The organism is Rhizobium leguminosarum bv. trifolii WSM2297 (genome assembly GCF_000271845.1).
In genome coordinates this window covers 339,011-356,386 of record NZ_JH719395.1, presented here as the reverse complement: position 1 = coordinate 356,386, position 17,376 = coordinate 339,011, and the positions used below count along the sequence as shown (strand labels likewise).

Below are 17,376 nucleotides of genomic sequence, written 5' to 3'. Positions count from 1 at the left end.
AGCTCTGGTCATCGCGCAGCAAGCCGTGAGTTCGCAGCGCTCATTTTAACTTGATGGTAGGACGCCGGTCGGACCGCTAAGTGATCGGTCGTGACCGGCGTCCGCACTTCTTATTTCTTATCCTTCAAATAGGCCTGATAGTCCTTGTCCATGGCATCGACAAAGGCTTCGGGCGTGATTTTGCCGGACAATAGAAGGGGCGTGTTGTCGTCGATTGTCTTCAGCATCGTCGGGCTCGACCAGTCGGGGTAATGGCCGAGCGCATCGTTGGCGTTGAGTGTCTTCCACATCTCGATGCCGGAGGTCAGCAGCGGCGTGAGCTTGGGCTTTGCATCCGCCGGCAGCGATGTTGCAGGAAGATAACCTGCCGCGGCCCAGCTTTCAGCCGCCTTTTCAGACACCATATAGTCGATGTACTCGCCGGCCAGGTCCTGCTTCGCCTTGTCTTTGGCAAGGCTCGTGATCGCCCAGGCCAGATCCACACCGCCGACGCTCATGGGTTTGGCGACACCCTTCGGCGCGGGAATGGCCATGAAGCCGATGTCCGGATTGTTTTGCATGTCGCCGAAGTACCAGGTTCCGGAGATCAGGAATGCGCCCTGCCCGGAAATGAAAAGCTGGACGGCGTCGTCACCCGAGATGCCTTCGAAGCCGGGGTAGAAATAGCCGCCCTGTGCCCATTGCTGCACGAGTTTGGCCGATTCGATGTTCCCCTTGGTGTTCCAGGAGCCGCCCTTGCCGTAGATCAGGTCGTCAAGCTCGGCGCGATTGGACGCGTCGATATGCGCTTGATCGATGGCGCCGATCATGTGCAGGGCAAGATGCTGCTTGGCGGAGCCCATCATGAAGGGCGCAACGCCTTTTTCCTTCAGCTTGTCGAGATCGGCCAAAAGCTCCTCGAAGGTCTTTGGCAGCGCCACCCCCGCTTCGTCGAGGATCTTCTTATTGTAGTAAAGGCCGACGATCTCGCCGAGACCCGATATGCCGTAGGTTTTGCCGACCCCGAATTTAGTCCCCTCCCAGCGGTCTCTGGCAAGCACGGAATCCGACTGTCGTTTATCCCAGCCATATTTCTGGATGTACTCGTCAACCGGCAGGAGCAACCCTTCCTTGACCATCGCGCCCATGTCGCCGGCGCCCTGGTTGACCTTGGTGATCACGGGGCCATCGCCTGCCGAAACTGCAAGCTTCAGCGTCAGCTTCATGTCATCGAAGGTGCGCGCAGTGCGTTTGATCGTGACACCGGGATGGGCGGCTTCGAACTCCTTGTTCAGTTGCTCGATGACCGCGCTCTGGCCTTCAAAGGTCTGGTCATCCCACACGGCCAGATCATCGGCCCGGGCGGCGGAAAGACCGAAGCTCACAAGCGCCGCGCCGGCAAGCGCGACAGCTGCTTTCAATCGGTATGCCGGCAGTATGCTGATCGATTTCACGGTTCTTTTCATCTGCTCCACCTCATTTGGTTTATTCTCCACTCCCCGTCCGAGCCTCGCACCTGGCGCCGGCCGAACGTTTTCTTCCCCCAGAGCTTTGCCTGGTCGGCGAATCTGAGGTAATCGTCAGTGCATCGGCCCCTCTCGCGATCCAGAATGACAAAGCGCCACGCAGGAGGTGGCAAAGCGATGGACAGCAACTGCTTCATCCGCCCGGCGATTGAAGCCGATATCGACGCTCTTTTCGACATCTGCCTGAAAACTGCCAATGGCGGCGAGGATGCCAGCGCGCTTTACAGCGACCCGCATCTGCCCGGATACATCTGGTCGGTACCCTATCTCAAATTCGCCAGAGACTTTGCCTTTGTTCTGGTTCAGGGCAACCGGCCGGTCGGTTATGTCGTCGGGGTGCCTGATACGAGGCGGTTCGACAACGACCTGGAAGCAAACTGGTGGCCGTTCGTCCGCCAGCAGATCGCCGATCTGACAGCCACCCTTCCGCGCGATGCCGACGCGATCGAACGAATTCAAAATCCGCGCGACGGAACGACGTGGCTTGAAGACGACTACCCGGCGCATCTTCACATCAACATTCTTCCCGGACTTCAGGCCGGTGGCTGGGGACGCAGGATGATCAGCACCGAGCTTGAAGCGCTCCGCAATCACGGGGTCGCAGCGGTGCATCTCGGTGTCGATCCAAACAACGAACGCGCCAGGGGTTTCTACCGTCATCTTGGCTTTTCCGAACTTGAACGCGATGGCTCCGTCGCCTTCGCCATGCGGCTCGATAAGGGATCTGACTAGAACCGACCGAGCCGTCATGTTCATGAGATTGGCTCCGCATTTGCGGCGTCAAGCCCATATTTCAAAACGACCGCTGCCGGCATGGCACTCCAGCCCTGAAGCAGGGAGCCGCGCCCGTACGGCGGCGAGAAATATTCCACCGCACCGATCCAGCCATTGTCGAGGCAGGTTTCCCACCAGCGCGTCAGGGCGTAGCGCGCCCCGCCAAGTCCGTGGCGAAGGCGTTCTTCGGCATAGGCGCCATCCCAATACGGCCAGTCCGAGCCATTGTGGTAGCGGTAGGGAAAAGCCGTCTTGGATCGCAGATCGCCTGGCCGCTTGAATGGCGGATAGGCGCACATCACACCCCAGCTGCCATAGGGCTGCTCCTGATTGTTACGCGTTTCCAGTTGGCTTTCAAAGGCTCTCAGCAAGCCGACGGACTTCTGTTTTGAAATTGCGCCGAACCGCGACAAGGTCAGGCTGTCGATGGCCAGATGATCCTCGACAAAAGCGCCAGGCGTTCCATAGTCGACATATCCACCCGTGGCCGGGACGAAGAGCTTGGCCTCGATTTCCTCGCGGGCAAGACGTGCGGTCTTGCCTGCGCGTTCGGCAAGCGTCGGATCAAGACTGTCGCCAAGCCTTGCCACCGCATCCATGGCGCCGACGAAAAGACCGAGATCATAAGAGACCAGACCCTCGCGATAGACGTTGTCGGCCCAGTCCCGATCGTTGCGCGGTTTTACCGGCAGAACGCTGTCAGGACCGGCCAGGCCGAGATAGCGATCCGCAATTGCCCTGATCGTCGGCCAGTGCGCATGCACCTCGGCCATGTCCTTCGTTGCGTTGAAATAGTCGTCGATGAAAAGAATGAAGAAAAGCGGGCTGTCGAAGTGGTCGCTCCACCAGTCTTGCGGACGGTTGTGGTATTCCGGAACGGCCTTTTTATGGATTTTGGGATTGGCCTTGCTGTCTTCGACAAAGCGCTGCCACGCCTCTGATTGCGCAGGCCCGGTCAAGATCACGCCGCTCGGGGCTTCTCCATCCGGCTGCACCCCCTTGGCAAGCAACCGGATCTCGTCGCGTACCGCCTCCGGTGCAAGCGTCAGGAGCGGCTGCATCGTCCAATAGCCATCGCGGTAATAGGTCCGGGCTGGAGCGCTATAGGCCTGCCCCGCGGCAAGACCGGCGAAGGCGCCGTTTTCGTCGCGCCTGATGCTGGAAAGGGCGGCATGGGTGCCCTGGCTGACCATGCTGCGCATCAGCGGGTCGGCGTCGGGCGCCAGATCGCAACGCGCGACATATTCGCCGGCTTCGGCAACGATCGCTTCGCTGGTGAGGGTAAGCGCTTTTTCAGCCTCGTCTCTCGAGGCGCCGACGGCAATCCGCAGATCGGCACCGAGAACGTCCACGATCAGCACGCCCCAGCCCATTTCGGCAGTCTGCCGGTGTTGGTCCCGGGTCACCCGCACCCTCGCGCCTTCCCCGACCGGCTCATGCCACCAGGCGCAACGACGCGCCGGATATACGCCTTGAAGACGGACGCCGCTGATCAGCATCACCGGCAGCGACTGCGCGACGAATATACCGCCCTGTCTGGAGACCAGTCGGTTCGGCGCATAGGTATAAGGGCCGACGATGGCAGAAAACCGCACGCGCCCCAGACTGCCGGCGCCCCACAAAGCGAGATCGGCATATCCGTCCGGATGAACATCCGCCTGAAGGCGTGGCGCCATGACTGGCAGTAAAACGCCTTGTTCGGCGGAAAGCTGTCCATCGGTCAAAGGCTTTATCATGGATAAAACCCCAGCCCGGTTGAAGCGACTGCAGAACGCGAAAGAGAAAAAGAGAGGGGCGAGCCGAGGCCGGTTCCTCTTCGGGCGACCTTGGCGAGCGCGCGGCTATCCAGACGATGCGGGTGGCGCATACTTGTCCTCGACCCTCTTTCGTCGCGCAATTCATTGCGCGTTGATATGAGCCTACAGGCGACCTTCCGATTGTCAAGGACATAGACAAATTGCCGCCTTGGGTGTACTGAACTCCAATAAGATGACGAAGTTGAACCGCACTCTGCCCTTTCCAAATCGTTGCAGGTCAATATCGGCTCTTAATTAGGTATGTGCTCCGAACTAATTGGAACGAGCTAGCCGGATGGCACCGACACCCTCTGCCACGCAGACTCCCATCGCACGAAAAATCTCAACCCATGCCGTGATCCGGACCGTGTTGGCGAACGGGTCGATCTCCCGTGCCGATATCGCCAAGTTGACCGGCCTGTCGAAACAGACGATTTCCGACGTCGTGCGCGACCTCGAGGATGATGGATGGCTGCAACCTGTCGGCCAGACCGATGGGCGCCCCGGCCGAAATGCGATTACCTATGAAATCAACGCCAGGGCGGGTCTCGCCGTCTCCATCGATCTCGGCGGCACCAAGATCGCTGCGGCGATCTGTGATCTGTTGGGCAACATCGTTGCCGAAACCAAAGCGGCCACCGACCCGCGCGGCGGAATGCATCTCGTCAATCAGTTCAGCGATCTTATCGCTGAACTCGCGCTTGCTGCCGGAACGACCGCCGACAAGCTCCGTCTCGTCGTTCTGGGCAGCCCCGGCGTGCTCGATCCGGCCACCGGCCATATCAATGTGGCGCCGAATATCCCCGGCATCGACGCGATCAATCTGCGGCAGGTCTTCAGCGACAGAATGGGCATACCGGTGATCGTCGAAAATGACGTCAACCTCGCCGCACAAGGGGAGAAATGGCGGGGACACGGCGTCGAAACCGACAATTTTGCCTTCGTCGCGCTTGGAACGGGCGTCGGCATGGGCATCATCGCCAATGGCGCTCTGTTGCGCGGCGCGCATGGCGCGGCCGGCGAGATCGCCTATCTTCCGATCGGCGGAGATGTTTTCGATCCCGGCGGGTTTACGCTTGGAACCTTCGAGAGCGTGGTCGGCAGCGTCGCGATGTTACGCCGCTACACCGGTTTCGGCGGCCGCAACGCCTCCACCGTGGCCGATCTCTTTGCCGCGTTCAATGCGGGAGAGACCAGCGCCGTTGCCGCCATCGAAGAGACGGCAAGGCTGGTGGCGCTCGCCATTGCCGCGATCGGAGCGACTCTCGATCCCGAACTGGTGATCACCGGCGGCAGCATCGGCGCAAGACCGGAACTTGTAAACGCCATCCGCGGTTTCCTGCCACGGTGCACGCCTTATCCGCCGCGCATCGAGATCAGCTGCTTTGGCAATCGGGCCGCCCTGATGGGAGGCATGGGAGTCGCGGTCGAACGCATGCACGACGATCTGTTCGGCGTGAAATTGAAGGACGCTTGATGGCCCGCCCCACTTGAGAAGTGCGGTAAATGCGCTAGATTTTCCGCCATGATAACAGCGACACAGATACGCGGCGCGCGCGCCATGATCGGGATGAGTATCGAAGAACTCGCCGCCGCAAGCGGCTTGCCGGTCGAGACCGTCGCGGCGCTGGAAAATGGGGAATTTGCGGGGGAACCCCACGCGCTGTTCGATGTGCGCAGCACGCTCGAGGCGCACGGCATTATCTTTCTGTCGAGCGGCAATCAGGATGAAGGGGGCCCCGGCATCCGATTGCGTGCGCGCACCATCAGCGACGATGGTATTCGGCCGGAAAATCTCAACGCCGCCAACGACGACTAGAGATGATGCCATCGGCCTCTCGGCTCACATCGACCACTGGAAAAACAAGCCGCAGGGAATCGCGACGAGCATCGGCATGAATCTCGATCGAGCAGAACTGAGCGTCAGAGATAGGTTTTTGCCAGATCGGCGAGTTTACCGCTGTCCTTCACGCCCTGCCTGTAGAGCTGAATGATGACCGCGCCGATCCGCTCGGCCTCGGGTGTCGTCCTGACGAGGCCGCGTTCATCGCAGACCTTGTCGAGCACCTGAGAAAGCAGATCTAGATCTTCCGAAAACAGCGGTAAATCATGCGGATGAATAGATGATCGTAACATCACGCCGCATTCCCTCCGAGGGCAAACGCATCCACGCTTGCATTGCCGGCCGCCCTCCGCAACCGGCAAAAATGATTATGCGCGAGGGCCCGAACTTTAGCAACTATGCAAATTTCTCCAGAACAAAATTAGGGAACAAAATATCAGCCCGCGCGTTTTGGGCGCGTTGCAGCAGGAATCAGCGAGTGCTGACGTTGAGTGAAATACGCTTTCCCTCCCCCGTCCGGGTCTTTTCTCAAAACCGCAGCTTGATCGTTTCCACGGTTTGGGAAGCGGTCGAGTATTTGAAACGATGGCCGAACAAGCGTGGGCGGGACTATCGCATCGCGCGCCAGCACTGCCTGGATGCGCTCGACGGGCTGTGCAGCCCGCGCGCCGCACAGGCTTCCTTCATCACGGCCGCGAAGACGGCGGGATTGCTGCTGTGAAATCAGCCGCTGTGGCGGCTGGCGGCGGCGAGCTGGGGGTGAATCGAGCCTTCCATGATCACCTTGGCGGTCATCTCGATCACCTGCTCCTCAGCGAGTTCAGCAAGCGCGAGGACGACATCGCCCTCCGGCCAGCCGGCTTTGACGGCCTCGTCTGATAAAGCCTGGAATGCGCCGGCGAGGGCTTGCTTGCAAGTGAGAGTCTGCTTCATTTCCGCCATGCGCTCGCACTAGGCTGTTTGTGACAGGAACGTTTTTAATCTACACCTATTCGTATGGATGCGAAGAGGTTTCACGTCATTTAATTCCGAAATCTGGTATTTCATATTCAATCTCTGTATAACCTTAACAAAAGGCGACAAATATCGCCTCGCGTAATTGGAGAAGCGCCAAAAAGAACTAATGGATTTCTTTGATGCCACACCCTCGAAGGGTATTCGGCTGCGTTATTTACTGCAAATGGTCACAACCATTGGGGTCGAAGCGACGACTGGTTACCGCCCGCCCGAGCAGAAGAAATCCGAATTGCGGCACTTTTCATCATCTTCCCGCCCCCTGTCAACGTCGAGATCTTCTATGGCGCTCATCATTCTTGAGATGAAGGCGAGCCGGTCCGAATGCGCGCATCCATCACCAGCGCCCCTCGCCTGCCGCGAGCGCCTTCGGCGCTAATCACGTTAATACCACAACGACACCACACTGCCGTCAAACTCCGCCGTACCCTTGAGGTGCGTATTATTGGGTTGGCGGGCTCACTTCTCCAGGAGGTAAAATGACTATCGAACTAGACGCAACGACCTATGTGCATGCTAAACCGGCGACGGCCCATTCCTATATTCTGCCGGCTGTTGTCGATGTTCTTGAGAACAGTTTCCAGGAAGCAAACGAAACGTCGGTCTTCGACCTCGGTTGCGGCGCCGGCGGCGCCGCCGCCGTGCTTGCCCGAAAGGGCTATGATGTCATCGGTGTCGATCCCTCCGAGGACGGCATCGCAAAAGCGAGAACGGCCCATCCGGATCTGCCGCTGGAAATCGGCTCCGGCTACGAAGATCTTTCCAGCCGGTACGGCACCTTCGATGCGGTGATCAGCCTCGAGGTGGTCGAGCACGTTTATGACCCCAAGGCGTTCTCGGCCACCATGTACGATCTGGTGAAGCCCGGCGGCATCGCGGTCATGTCGACGCCTTTTCACGGTTACTGGAAAAATCTGGCCTTGGCCGTGAGCGGAAAGATGGACGACCATTTCATGCCTCTCAAGGACCATGGCCACATCAAATTCTGGTCTCCGGGAACGCTGAGCACGCTGCTGCATGAAACAGGTTTCGAAGACGTCGACTTCGAATATGTCGGGAGGATTCCCCTCCTGGCGAAATCGATGATCGCGATCGCCCAGAAACCGCACTGAAGTTCCACCGTTCCCAGCTACCAGCCGCGAGAGCGGCCGCCACACGAAACGTTATGTTCTGACTGGGATTTCAAGGGGATAAATGGTCGGGGCGACTGGACTCGAACCAGCGACCCCTTGACCCCCAGTCAAGTGCGCTACCGGGCTGCGCTACGCCCCGACCTGCCGAAACGGCTTGCTTCGTTTAGTTTTTCGGCGCGTGCAATGCAAGCGGAAAAAACTCGCCTCCGACAAAAAGGCGGCGGTTTACCGGAATGTTCAGATCGCGGCGATTGTCAGCCGGCCCTCGGCCGTGTGGCGGGGCTGCCATGTCTGGTAGTTGGCGATGGAGAAATGCGGAGTTTCGAACGGGGTGGCGTGGGTTTCGGTAATGACGGTGACATCGGCGCCGGCGGCCTCGCCCGCGAGGATGCCGGCGACGGCGTCTTCGAAGACCAGGCATTTCGAGGGATCAACGCCGAGACGGCTGGCGCCGAGCAGATAACCTTCGGGGCTGGGCTTGCCGGATTTGACCTCCTGGCCGCTGACGATGACCTTCGGCATTGGGATGCCGGCGGCGGCCATGCGGCGTCTGGCGAGCTCGATCGGCGCCGAGGTGACGATTGCCCATTTGCCATCGGCAATGGCGGAGAGGAAGCGGATGGCGCCGGGAATTTCGACGATGCCCGACACATCCTCCATCTCCTCGGCGAGCAGCAGGTCCGCCTCATGGGCGGGATCGACGCCTGGCAGGCCGAGCCCGCGGATGACGTCGGAGGCGCGGATGCCGTGGATCGTCTTCAGGAAGACCTCCGGTTCGAAGCCGTGGCGTCTTGCCCACTCGCTCCAGACGCGTTCGACGACGGCGATGGAATTCAGCAGCGTTCCGTCCATGTCGAAAAGGAAGGCGTCATAGGATTTGTCGAGGATATCGTGGAGAGCGGGCACGGGGCGTTCCTTGCGGGTGCGAGGCCGGGGCGACCCCTGCACAGGCGAGTAGCGGAGAGCGGCGGCGGCGTCAACGTCAGTCGTTGACGTCGACGTCAACGCTAGTCGTTGACGTCGGGATGGGTGGCGTTGCGAAGGTCGGCCAGACCGCGGGCGGCGTCGCGGCTGCCGGTCGCGGCAGCGGCCTCGAAGATGCGGGTCGCGTCGCCATACATTTTGAGATTGAGGTAGCAGTAGCCGCGCAGAACCATCAGGTCGATGCGTTCCTGCTGCAGCTGGGCGCGCTGATCGAGATAGATCAGGGTCTCGCGGTACCGCCCGGCATCGAAGGCCGAAAGTGCGCGGTCGGCGAGGATCGCCACCTGGAGCTCGGCGGCGCGCTGGCGGTTCTGCGGCGCCTTGGTGGCGGCAACGGCGGCGTTGCTGGAAAGGCCGGCGCGCAGATAGGCAAGGCTCTGGCCGTAGGCTGCGTCTTCACGGTCCTTGCGGACCGGGCTCTGCAATGCCGCCTCGAAGGCCGAGATCGCCTCCATCGGCCGATTGATATCCATCAGGCACCAGCCGCGCGACAGCGCATTGGCCGGGCTGAGCTGTCCCGCATCGATGGTCGTCGAGCATCCGCGTGTCTGGCGCGGACCGCGCGCGACCGTCACCGTCTCCATCGCCGGCCTTGCCGGGCGAACGGCCACGTCGGGCCCCGGCTGCAGCGGGCGTTCAGCGGGAAGCGGCTCGGCCGCCATGGCAGGGCGTTGCGCCGGCTGCGTCGGCTGAACCGGCTGCTCCGGGGCAAGCGTGCCCTTCTCCGGCGGCAGGGCGCGCCCATTCGGGGTCAGCGCGGAGGTGTCTTCGAGATTGGTGATCCGGACCGAGCGTCCGGCCCACGCGCGCTGCAGGTCGGCCACACCCTTTCGGTCGCCGAGCTGCTCACGGGTGACGACAAGGCCATAGGCCGACGGCTCGTCATCGGGTTTCCAGGCGAGCGCGGTCTCAAACCAGCGCGCGGCGGTCTGGAATTGGTTGAGCGAGCGGGCATACCAGCCGAATTGCTGCGCCGTCGGCACATATTTCCGGGCGATAACCTCGGCGGCGATGCGATGCAGCACGTCTTCGGCGAGATCAGCCGGCGGCTGCAGCGCCATCAGATTGGCGGTCGCGGCGAGATATGTGGCGTTCGCATCGTCGGAATCGGCACGCCAGCGGAACATCACGTCCTCGGCTTCCTCGGGCGCCTTGCGGGCGATCAGCGCCAGCGCCAGCCCCTGCGAAGCGGCGGCCGTATCCTGCTTGGCCCGGGCGGCGCGGAACCACTTCTCCGCCTCGGCATCGTTGTTGCGGCGAAGCTGGTACCAGCCGAGCAGCAGCGCATCCGAGGCAAGGCCCTCGGTCCCGGCAAGTTTTTCGAGGCGGGCGACGTAATCGGGCGCGATGGCGAGCTTCGGATCGTCATTGCCTTCGGCGATGAAGCGTCGGGCGAGATTGTCGCGGATCGCGTCGAATTCCTTGCTGCCGCCGGCTGCAGGTCTTTCCAGTGCGAGCAGCGCCTGCATCGGCCGGTAGGCGAGCAGCGTCGAGGCCTTTTCGACCGTCGCCTGCCGCTCGGCCGGATTGGGGCAATTCTTCAGGATATAGCTGTAGGCGTCCTGGCCGCGCTGCTCCCTCTTCGTCTGGATGAAGGCTTCGGCGACACGCCAGAGGACATCGACCTCGCTGCAGGTGAGCAGGCTCGGAGTGGCGGCGGCGATATCGACCACCGTTGCATATTGCTTGAGGTCGGAAGCGTTGATGAGGCGAGCACGGGCCTCAGCGACGTCGAGCCGGTCGAGCAGATCGGCCGGCGGCTGCCATCCGGCATCGGCTGCCTGACGGTCGGCGATCGCCTTGCGCAACTCGGCATAGCGGCCATCGGAATAAAGCTGCCACATGGCCTCGAGCTGTTTGTCGCCGTTTTGCGGCACGGCGAGTGGATCGGCCGGCGGAACCCAATTCGGGTAGAGCGCCTGAAGGCGGGAGATCTCGGCCTGCAGGCGCACCTTGTCGCCGCGGCTGGCGAAATAACGAAGCGCGCTTTCATCAACGGCAGGCTGCGTCGGGGCGGCGGCCTGCTGCGGCGCCGGGGGCTCGGACACGATGGGAGGCGTGACCGGTACCGGTGGAGCCGCCGGCTGAGGCGCAGCTTGGGCATCAGATGGGGTCGCAGATTGAGGCGCGGCTGATTGCGGTGGTGCGGGCTGCTGCGCGACAACATTCGGATCTGAAGTATCCGATGCTGATGGCGGCTGCGACGTGATCGCCTCGATCTTGTCGGCGACGAGCTGCGCATTGAATTCGGAATTGCCGGCCGCCTCGGTCGGCTTGATGCGGCCCATCATCATCAGTTCCGGCGCTGGCTTGCCGGCAGAGCCAAGGCCGAACTTTTCCTGCAGGGCGGCACGGTCTTTCAGCCCGGTGACGAGGCTCGCCACCACCACTGCCGCTGAAACCGCCACGAGAGAAGACTTCACAGACACTCTGGATGCTTCTCCCCGATATAGGCCAGCCCGAGCAGTTGAAGGGTGGACGGATAATAGAGTGCGGGGGCAAACTGCAGCGCCGAGTTCGGCAGCCTGGTCCCATCGACAACACAGGCCACAACATCGTTAACAATTCGATAACCGGGGTCCGACAGCACGGCCTTCGGCCGGCCGGTGGTCAGATCGATAGTGGCGGGAACGCCGTCTTGCGACATCCCCTTCTGCAGGCGGATGAGCAGTGCATTGTCGGTGATGCCGCCCCGCGCGAGATAGAGCGGGATGCGGATGGCGTTATAGCCGAATTCGGCGTCGAACCCCTCTGCCGGCCGCGGCTTGTCGTGCAGGCTCACCCATTCGGCAGGCAGCTTGCGCGGGCCGAATTGCATCGTCTTCAACAGTTCCACGCCGTCGTCCGACAGTTTTTGCCAGGCGTCCGACGGAGCGAGCGCCGACATCACCGGGATCGCCTCATAAATCCAGTAGGACGGGTTGACGACGGGACCGTCGTCGCGGTCGCTGCCAGTAAAACCTTCGGTCCCCGGCATCAGCAAGGTGCGGCCCTGCGAGCTGCCGACGGTTTCGGCAAGCAGCGCCTGCGCCATGCGAGAGGCAGCGAGGATATAGTCTTCACGTTTCCATGCCGTGCCGGCCAGCGCCAGCGCATAGGCGATCAACATGTCGCCGTCGGTGGCATTGTTGGTGTCGGTGACGTGCGGCTTGACGTTCGGATCCCATTTCCAGACCGCCAGGCCGTCGTCGCGCAGCAGCAGCTCGGTGCGGGTAAAATACCAGATCTGCTCGAAATCGGCGGGGCTTGCTGCGAGATAGGCGAGCAGCAGGCCATAGCCCTGCCCTTCGCTGTGGCTGATGTTGCCGTTGCCGTTGTCGACGATGCGGCCGGTCGGATCGAGAAACTTCGCCTTGTAGGCCGACCACGCGCCGGCATTGATCATCGCCTGCTGCGCGGTGGCGGGCAGGCCCGGTGCAAGCGCGACCGTTGCCGCGAGCAGGAGCGCGCGCCACCGCCTCATTTCGACCGGCCCAGCTTTTTGAGCATCTTAGACGTGGTGACGCCGATCAGGAGCACGAAGACGACAAGCAGCGAGGCATAGGAGAGGATATTCGTCGACAACCAGTTGGCGGCGATCAGGCGGTAGTTGGCGATCGACCAGCGCGTCGACGGGACGAAATCGAAACGGGTGACCGGCACCGCCTCGATCTTGCCGGTCTTGCTGGAATAGGTGGTGATGTGGCCTGATATTTGCGGCCAGTTCAGCTGCGACGTCAGAACCTCGACCCCCTCCCGCAAATCCTTCTCCGATGGCGCCGCCACCACGGTCCAGGAGCCCGCTCCCGCAGGGCTGGAGCCTTGGGCCACGAGAAGCGAGGCGGTGTTGGGCGGCGTAAAGATCTCCTCGGCGCCCGGCACGAATTGTAGCGAACTGCGGGAGATATCGAAATTGCGCCACAGCCACTCGCGGAAGGCGGTCATCCGGCCGCGCAGGACACCGCCGCTGACCTTGGAATTCCATTCCTCGAAGGCCGTATCGGTGTCGACCACGCCCGTCTGCGCATCCGTCACCGGACGCCACGAGGCCTGGCTCGCCGTTGATATATTGGCCTGCGACAGCGCGGTGGCCGGCATCTGCGAGATCGAACCGATGAAGATGGCGTCACGATCGCCGATCGTATTCGGCGAGGCGACGGTCTCCACAGGGATCGGATGGCCGGCCATGATCGCCATCTGGCCAAGCAGGGTGGCGGCGGCCGAAAGCGTATCGGCATCGACCCGGTCGATGAACAGCGGCATCGGCTCCGTGGAACGGCTATAGGGATAGGCGGTGCCGGCCATGGCGGCCAAATTCGGCCGCTGACCGACACGGGCGAAATCCGGCATGTGCAGCTCGGAGGTATCGAACAGGGCAAAGCGGGGACTGGCGGTGGCGCCCGGCGCGCAAGCCGCATCGTCCTTGGTCATCAGGATCGCCTCGATCGCCACCGTATTCAGACCGGGCTTGACGTGCCGCATCGTCACGCGGATCGGCAGATGGCGCAGAATGCCGCCTGTTGTCGTGGTGATCGGCACGGTGGAGGCGATGTTGTCGTTGACGTAGATATCGATGTGGCTGCCGGGCAGCACGTTGTCGGTATAGGCGGCGTCGAGCAGCACCTTCGCCTCGCCATAGGCATTGGCATAAAAGTCCGCCGGCACGGCAATATTGAAGCTGGTCCGCAACCGCCGGCCGGAGAATTCGGTAGTCTTCACGCCAAGCTGAGACAAAGCGATATTCGTATCGGAAAAGATCAGCGGCGCGTTCGGCGCGCTCCAGCGTTCGGTGGTCAGCGCGTCGCGGCGGATATCTGCGGACCTGTCCGTCGGCGAGACGATGGTATCGATCGCCGAGGAGACCGCCTGCCAGGAGGGGCCGCTGATCAGAAGCACTGGTGAGCCGCCGCGCGGATCGATGACGAAAGCGGCGAGTGCCGCACTTTCGGCGCCGGCCGGCAGGCCGGGAAAGAGCGGCCGCAGTTCCGCCGCGGTGCCGACGAGCACGCTCAGCTTACCGGGCCCGCCGGCCGGAAGCGAAGCGGTGCTGAAAGCAAAGATCTGGTTCGGCATGCTGCTCAGCACCGAGAGGCCCTGCGCCAGCCGCAGCAGCGGCTTGGTGGTGCCCGGCTGTTCCAGCGCCGGGACGACGATGTCGAACTCGGTCTTGCCGGCGCCGTCGACGCCGATGGCGCGGATAGCATCGGCGCTCGCCGGCTCCGCGGCATCGCTGCCGGCAAAGCTCAGATAGGTTCCGGCCGGATCGATATTCGACCACAATTCGTAGGTGGACTGGATGCTGCAATCGGTGCGGTGGCGCTGAGCGGCTTCGAAGGTGACGACATTGGCGCCCGGCTGCAGCAGACCTGGCGGAACCTCGAAGGTGACGGCTGAGGAGCCGTCCGGCGAGCCGACCCGCTGCTGGCCGATCGGGCGATTGTTGAGATAGACGGTCAGCGCCGAGGCCTCAGGCGCAACGACGATCGAATTCTGATAGGCGAAGGTGAAGCTCGCCTTGGCGGCCGCCTGTTCCGGCGTCAAATAGACCGACCACGACCGCCGGTCATATTCACCACTGAGACCGAGCTTCGAAAAGGGCACGACATAACGGCGGACACTGCCGGCGCGCTGAACCGGAGCCGTATTTGCCGCCGCGGCTGGCTGCGGCGCCAGCGGCTGTACGGCGATTGGGGGCGGAACTGGTGCAGGAGCGGGAGCGGCCTGGGGCGCGGGTGCCGGCAATACGGAAACTGGAGGCGTGACGGGAACCGGCGGGGTCGCTGCCGGCGGGGCCGGCGGCGTCAATCTCGGGGTAACGGGGGCGCCGGGCGGCCGCTCGCCGGACATGTCGAAGGGTGCCGTCTGCGCCTGGGCAAAGACGGAGGCATTCAGCAGCAGAAGCGAGGCGGCGACGATCCTTCTCATCCGGCGTTGACCTTTGCAGCCTGCTGCTGGGCTTCGCGTTCCGGCCGCATGCTGCGGAAGAAATAAACGAGGCCGCGGCTGGTCTGGTAGAACGATAAGCCGAGGAACCAGATGGTGCCGCGGATCAGGCCCGGATTGCGGCGGCGCGAGGCCTGGAATTCGGTCCACTGGCCGGAATTGGCAAACATCAGGTCGGCGATCAATCGGTGGTCGAGCGCGCTTTTCGGCACGTACTGGCAGCCGACATTGCTGATATCGCCCGACGGCTCGATATTGCGGACGATGAGCGGCAGGGTTTCCAGTTCCGCGCCGCTATACGGCCGGAAGCGGATTTCTCCGAGCGCGCCGACCAGCATCTCGTCGAGTTGCTTGTTGAAGATGTGAAGCCTGGCGCCGTGGACGGAGACGTCCTCGATCGAGGCGGCATACCATTTGCCGTTGGCGCCGAATTCGCAACGGCGGTTGACGCGGACGCGGCGGGACAAGGCGCGCTCGCCGCGCTCGGACACGACTCCGAGCGCGCAGCCGGCCATGATCAGGTTGATGAGGTTCCAGCCGCCGACGACGAGCGTTACGTCGGCCTTATAGGGCTCGGCATAGATTCGGTAGATGGTGATGATGAGCGCGACGATCTGCACCGCAAAGATGACGAAGAACGGACGGCTGATCTCGGACAGGCGGCTGACCGCGATCGATTCGTCCTTGGCGGTCACCTTGAAGGTCGGCTTTCTCGGATTGAGCATGACGGAGACGACCGCCGGCAGCAGGTGCACGGTCTGGACATATTCGTAGAGCTCGGAAATCCACGGCCAGCGGAACGACCCATAGAGGTAGTTCTGCATCATCAGGTTCACCAGCATGTAGGCCAGCGTATAGGCAAGGAACTCGCCGCCGGAGGCGGTGAAGATTTCCAGATCGAAGAACAGATAGAAGAGCGGCGCAAACAGGAAGATGGTGCGCGGGAACGGGAAGAGCCAGAAAAGCGTGGAGGACATGTAGCAGAGGCGCTGCGGGATCGTCAGGCCACGCTTCAGCAGCGGAAAACGGAAGCGCAGGATCTGCATCATGCCCTGCGCCCAGCGGCTGCGCTGGCCGATGAAGCTTGCGAAGGTGGCCGGCTGCAGGCCGGCGATCAGCGGCTTGTCGACATAGATGCTGTTCCAGCCGCTGCCGTGGAGCGCCAGCGCCGTCTCGCAGTCTTCGGTGATGCTGATGCCGGAAAAGCCGTTCTGGGATTCGAGCGCCCTGCGGCTCAAGACCGCGGCCGAACCGCAGAAGAAGGCGGCATTCCATTTATCGAGGCCGCGCTGGATGATGCCGTAGAACATTTCGTTCTCGCTCGGCATCTTGTCGAAGGTGCGCAGGTTGCGCTCCAGCGGATCGGGATTGATGAAGAAGTGCGGGGTCTGGACGAGGAAGAGCTTCGGGTCGTCTTCGAAGTAGCCGACGGTCTCGAGCAGGAAATCGCGGGCCGGCGCGTGGTCGGCATCGAAGACGGCGATGAGTTCGCCGGTCGAATGTTTCATGCCGTTGTTCAGATTGCCGGCCTTGGCGTGTTCGTTGCGGTCGCGCGTGAGGTAGCCGACGTCGAGATCCTGGCAGAGCTGCTTCAGTTCGATATGGCGGGCGGCGGCGGCCTGGGCCTCGAGCAGCTTGCCGGAGTTGCGCTTCTGCAAAGTGCCGCCGTCATCGAGCAGCCAGACATGCAGCTTGTCGGCCGGATAATCCATGGCCTTGGCGGCAGCCAGCGTGTTGCCGAGAAGCCCGGCATCCTCGTTGTAGGACGGCACGAAGACATCGACATGCGGCAAACGCCCAGGATTGGCGGCACGCGAGGGGCGAGACGGCAGCGGTGTGGCGACGATGAACAGGCTGAGCGCCAGCATCGCGACGCTGTACATTTCGGCAAGATAGAGCAGCAGACCTGGAATGAAATTCTCAGGCTGGTTTACCGGCGGCAATGTGTTGGTGGTGCGCCAGTAAACGTAGCGCAGCACGATCGAGGTGCCGAAGGCGAGCGCCACCAGGCGCCAGGTCCCCTCGCCCTTCAATATCTTGATGAGCGCCATCACCGTCACGACCGTGATGCTGGTGATGAGCTGGGTCTGCAAATTCACCGGCAGCGTGATCAACACGATCAGGCAGAGCGAAACCACGGCCCAGATGAAGACACTGCGGGCTTTGCGCATCGACGTCCCTTCGAAATTGCTCAACCAAGGCGCCTTTCGGCACTCCGAGCATGCTCACCAGAACAGGATGTCACGAGAAAACCGCTCACACTCTTCGACATCATGCTCTATCTCCGGCAGACGGCCGTCATGGCCGCGTCGCCTATGCAGTCTGGCGACGGCACGGTGACACCGATCGCTCTTGCGGATTGTTGGACCGGTTGTTCGGGCGGCGCGGCTGCCGCATCCGGCATC

The 17,376-nt window shown here is 62.2% G+C and carries 14 protein-coding genes, 1 tRNA gene and 1 pseudogene; 5 read left to right on the top strand and 11 right to left on the bottom strand.

All coding sequences use genetic code 11. The features are described from left to right. Nucleotides 1-110: 110 nt before the first annotated feature. Complete coding sequence (locus RLEG4DRAFT_RS16975) at nt 111-1,445, bottom strand: extracellular solute-binding protein (RefSeq protein WP_003578501.1); 1,335 nt, start codon at nt 1,443-1,445, stop codon at nt 111-113. Between the two features lie 177 nt (nt 1,446-1,622). Here RLEG4DRAFT_RS16975 and RLEG4DRAFT_RS16970 point away from each other — a divergent pair, with 177 nt between their 5' ends. Beyond that, the gene (locus tag RLEG4DRAFT_RS16970) at nt 1,623-2,237 is read left to right on the top strand and encodes a GNAT family N-acetyltransferase (RefSeq protein WP_003578499.1); all 615 of its coding nucleotides are present in this window, start codon (nt 1,623-1,625) and stop codon (nt 2,235-2,237) included. A gap of 20 nt (nt 2,238-2,257) precedes the next feature. Here the strand turns inward: RLEG4DRAFT_RS16970 and RLEG4DRAFT_RS16965 are convergent, their stop codons facing one another. Beyond that, a complete protein-coding gene (locus RLEG4DRAFT_RS16965) occupies nt 2,258-4,015 on the bottom strand; it encodes a hypothetical protein (protein WP_003578497.1) in 1,758 nt (585 codons plus the stop codon). A 355-nt stretch (nt 4,016-4,370) separates the two neighbouring features. Here RLEG4DRAFT_RS16965 and RLEG4DRAFT_RS16960 point away from each other — a divergent pair, with 355 nt between their 5' ends. Together RLEG4DRAFT_RS16960 and RLEG4DRAFT_RS16955 are read left to right on the top strand one after the other, a co-directional pair. After that, entirely contained in the window at nt 4,371-5,552 is a 1,182-nt protein-coding gene (locus tag RLEG4DRAFT_RS16960; protein ID WP_003578496.1) for an ROK family transcriptional regulator, read from the top strand. A 48-nt stretch (nt 5,553-5,600) separates the two neighbouring features. After that, a complete protein-coding gene (locus RLEG4DRAFT_RS16955; RefSeq protein WP_003578494.1) occupies nt 5,601-5,894 on the top strand; it encodes a helix-turn-helix domain-containing protein in 294 nt (97 codons plus the stop codon). Between the two features lie 104 nt (nt 5,895-5,998). On the opposite strand, the gene RLEG4DRAFT_RS16950 is transcribed toward RLEG4DRAFT_RS16955, so the two are convergent. Further along, on the bottom strand, nt 5,999-6,211 hold the full coding sequence (locus tag RLEG4DRAFT_RS16950; RefSeq protein WP_003578492.1) for a hypothetical protein: 213 nt from the start codon (nt 6,209-6,211) through the stop codon (nt 5,999-6,001). Between the two features lie 194 nt (nt 6,212-6,405). Between RLEG4DRAFT_RS16950 and RLEG4DRAFT_RS16945 the strand changes: the two genes are divergently transcribed. Next, nucleotides 6,406-6,639 carry a DUF982 domain-containing protein gene (locus RLEG4DRAFT_RS16945; RefSeq protein ID WP_037094648.1) on the top strand — a complete coding sequence of 78 codons (234 nt, stop codon included), beginning with the start codon at nt 6,406-6,408 and terminating at the stop codon, nt 6,637-6,639. A 2-nt stretch (nt 6,640-6,641) separates the two neighbouring features. On the opposite strand, the gene RLEG4DRAFT_RS16940 is transcribed toward RLEG4DRAFT_RS16945, so the two are convergent. After that, on the bottom strand, nt 6,642-6,860 hold the full coding sequence (locus tag RLEG4DRAFT_RS16940; RefSeq protein WP_037093804.1) for a hypothetical protein: 219 nt from the start codon (nt 6,858-6,860) through the stop codon (nt 6,642-6,644). Between the two features lie 551 nt (nt 6,861-7,411). Here RLEG4DRAFT_RS16940 and RLEG4DRAFT_RS16935 point away from each other — a divergent pair. Continuing rightward, nucleotides 7,412-8,044: a class I SAM-dependent methyltransferase gene (locus RLEG4DRAFT_RS16935; protein WP_003578487.1), complete on the top strand. Its 633-nt coding sequence runs from the start codon at nt 7,412-7,414 to the stop codon at nt 8,042-8,044. Nucleotides 8,045-8,127: 83 nt separating this feature from the next. Here RLEG4DRAFT_RS16935 and RLEG4DRAFT_RS16930 read toward each other — a convergent pair. From RLEG4DRAFT_RS16930 to RLEG4DRAFT_RS47080, 7 genes and pseudogenes are all read right to left on the bottom strand, one after another. Further along, nucleotides 8,128-8,204: transfer RNA gene (locus tag RLEG4DRAFT_RS16930), tRNA-Pro, on the bottom strand. Between the two features lie 98 nt (nt 8,205-8,302). Beyond that, the gene (locus tag RLEG4DRAFT_RS16925) at nt 8,303-8,971 is read right to left on the bottom strand and encodes an HAD family hydrolase (RefSeq protein ID WP_003578486.1); all 669 of its coding nucleotides are present in this window, start codon (nt 8,969-8,971) and stop codon (nt 8,303-8,305) included. A gap of 101 nt (nt 8,972-9,072) precedes the next feature. Continuing rightward, nucleotides 9,073-11,472 carry a hypothetical protein gene (locus RLEG4DRAFT_RS16920; RefSeq protein WP_003578485.1) on the bottom strand — a complete coding sequence of 800 codons (2,400 nt, stop codon included), beginning with the start codon at nt 11,470-11,472 and terminating at the stop codon, nt 9,073-9,075. After that, the gene (locus RLEG4DRAFT_RS16915; RefSeq protein ID WP_003578484.1) at nt 11,469-12,512 is read right to left on the bottom strand and encodes a glycosyl hydrolase family 8; all 1,044 of its coding nucleotides are present in this window, start codon (nt 12,510-12,512) and stop codon (nt 11,469-11,471) included. The genes RLEG4DRAFT_RS16920 and RLEG4DRAFT_RS16915 overlap by 4 nt, the downstream gene beginning before the upstream one ends. Next, entirely contained in the window at nt 12,509-14,953 is a 2,445-nt protein-coding gene (locus tag RLEG4DRAFT_RS16910) for a cellulose biosynthesis cyclic di-GMP-binding regulatory protein BcsB (RefSeq protein ID WP_003578483.1), read from the bottom strand. The genes RLEG4DRAFT_RS16915 and RLEG4DRAFT_RS16910 overlap by 4 nt, the downstream gene beginning before the upstream one ends. Then, complete coding sequence (gene bcsA / locus RLEG4DRAFT_RS16905) at nt 14,950-17,142, bottom strand: UDP-forming cellulose synthase catalytic subunit (RefSeq protein ID WP_003578482.1); 2,193 nt, start codon at nt 17,140-17,142, stop codon at nt 14,950-14,952. Before bcsA ends, RLEG4DRAFT_RS16910 begins: the two co-directional genes overlap by 4 nt. 107 nt (nt 17,143-17,249) lie before the next feature. Beyond that, a pseudogene (locus RLEG4DRAFT_RS47080) lies at nt 17,250-17,376 on the bottom strand (cellulose biosynthesis protein BcsN); the annotation flags it as partial.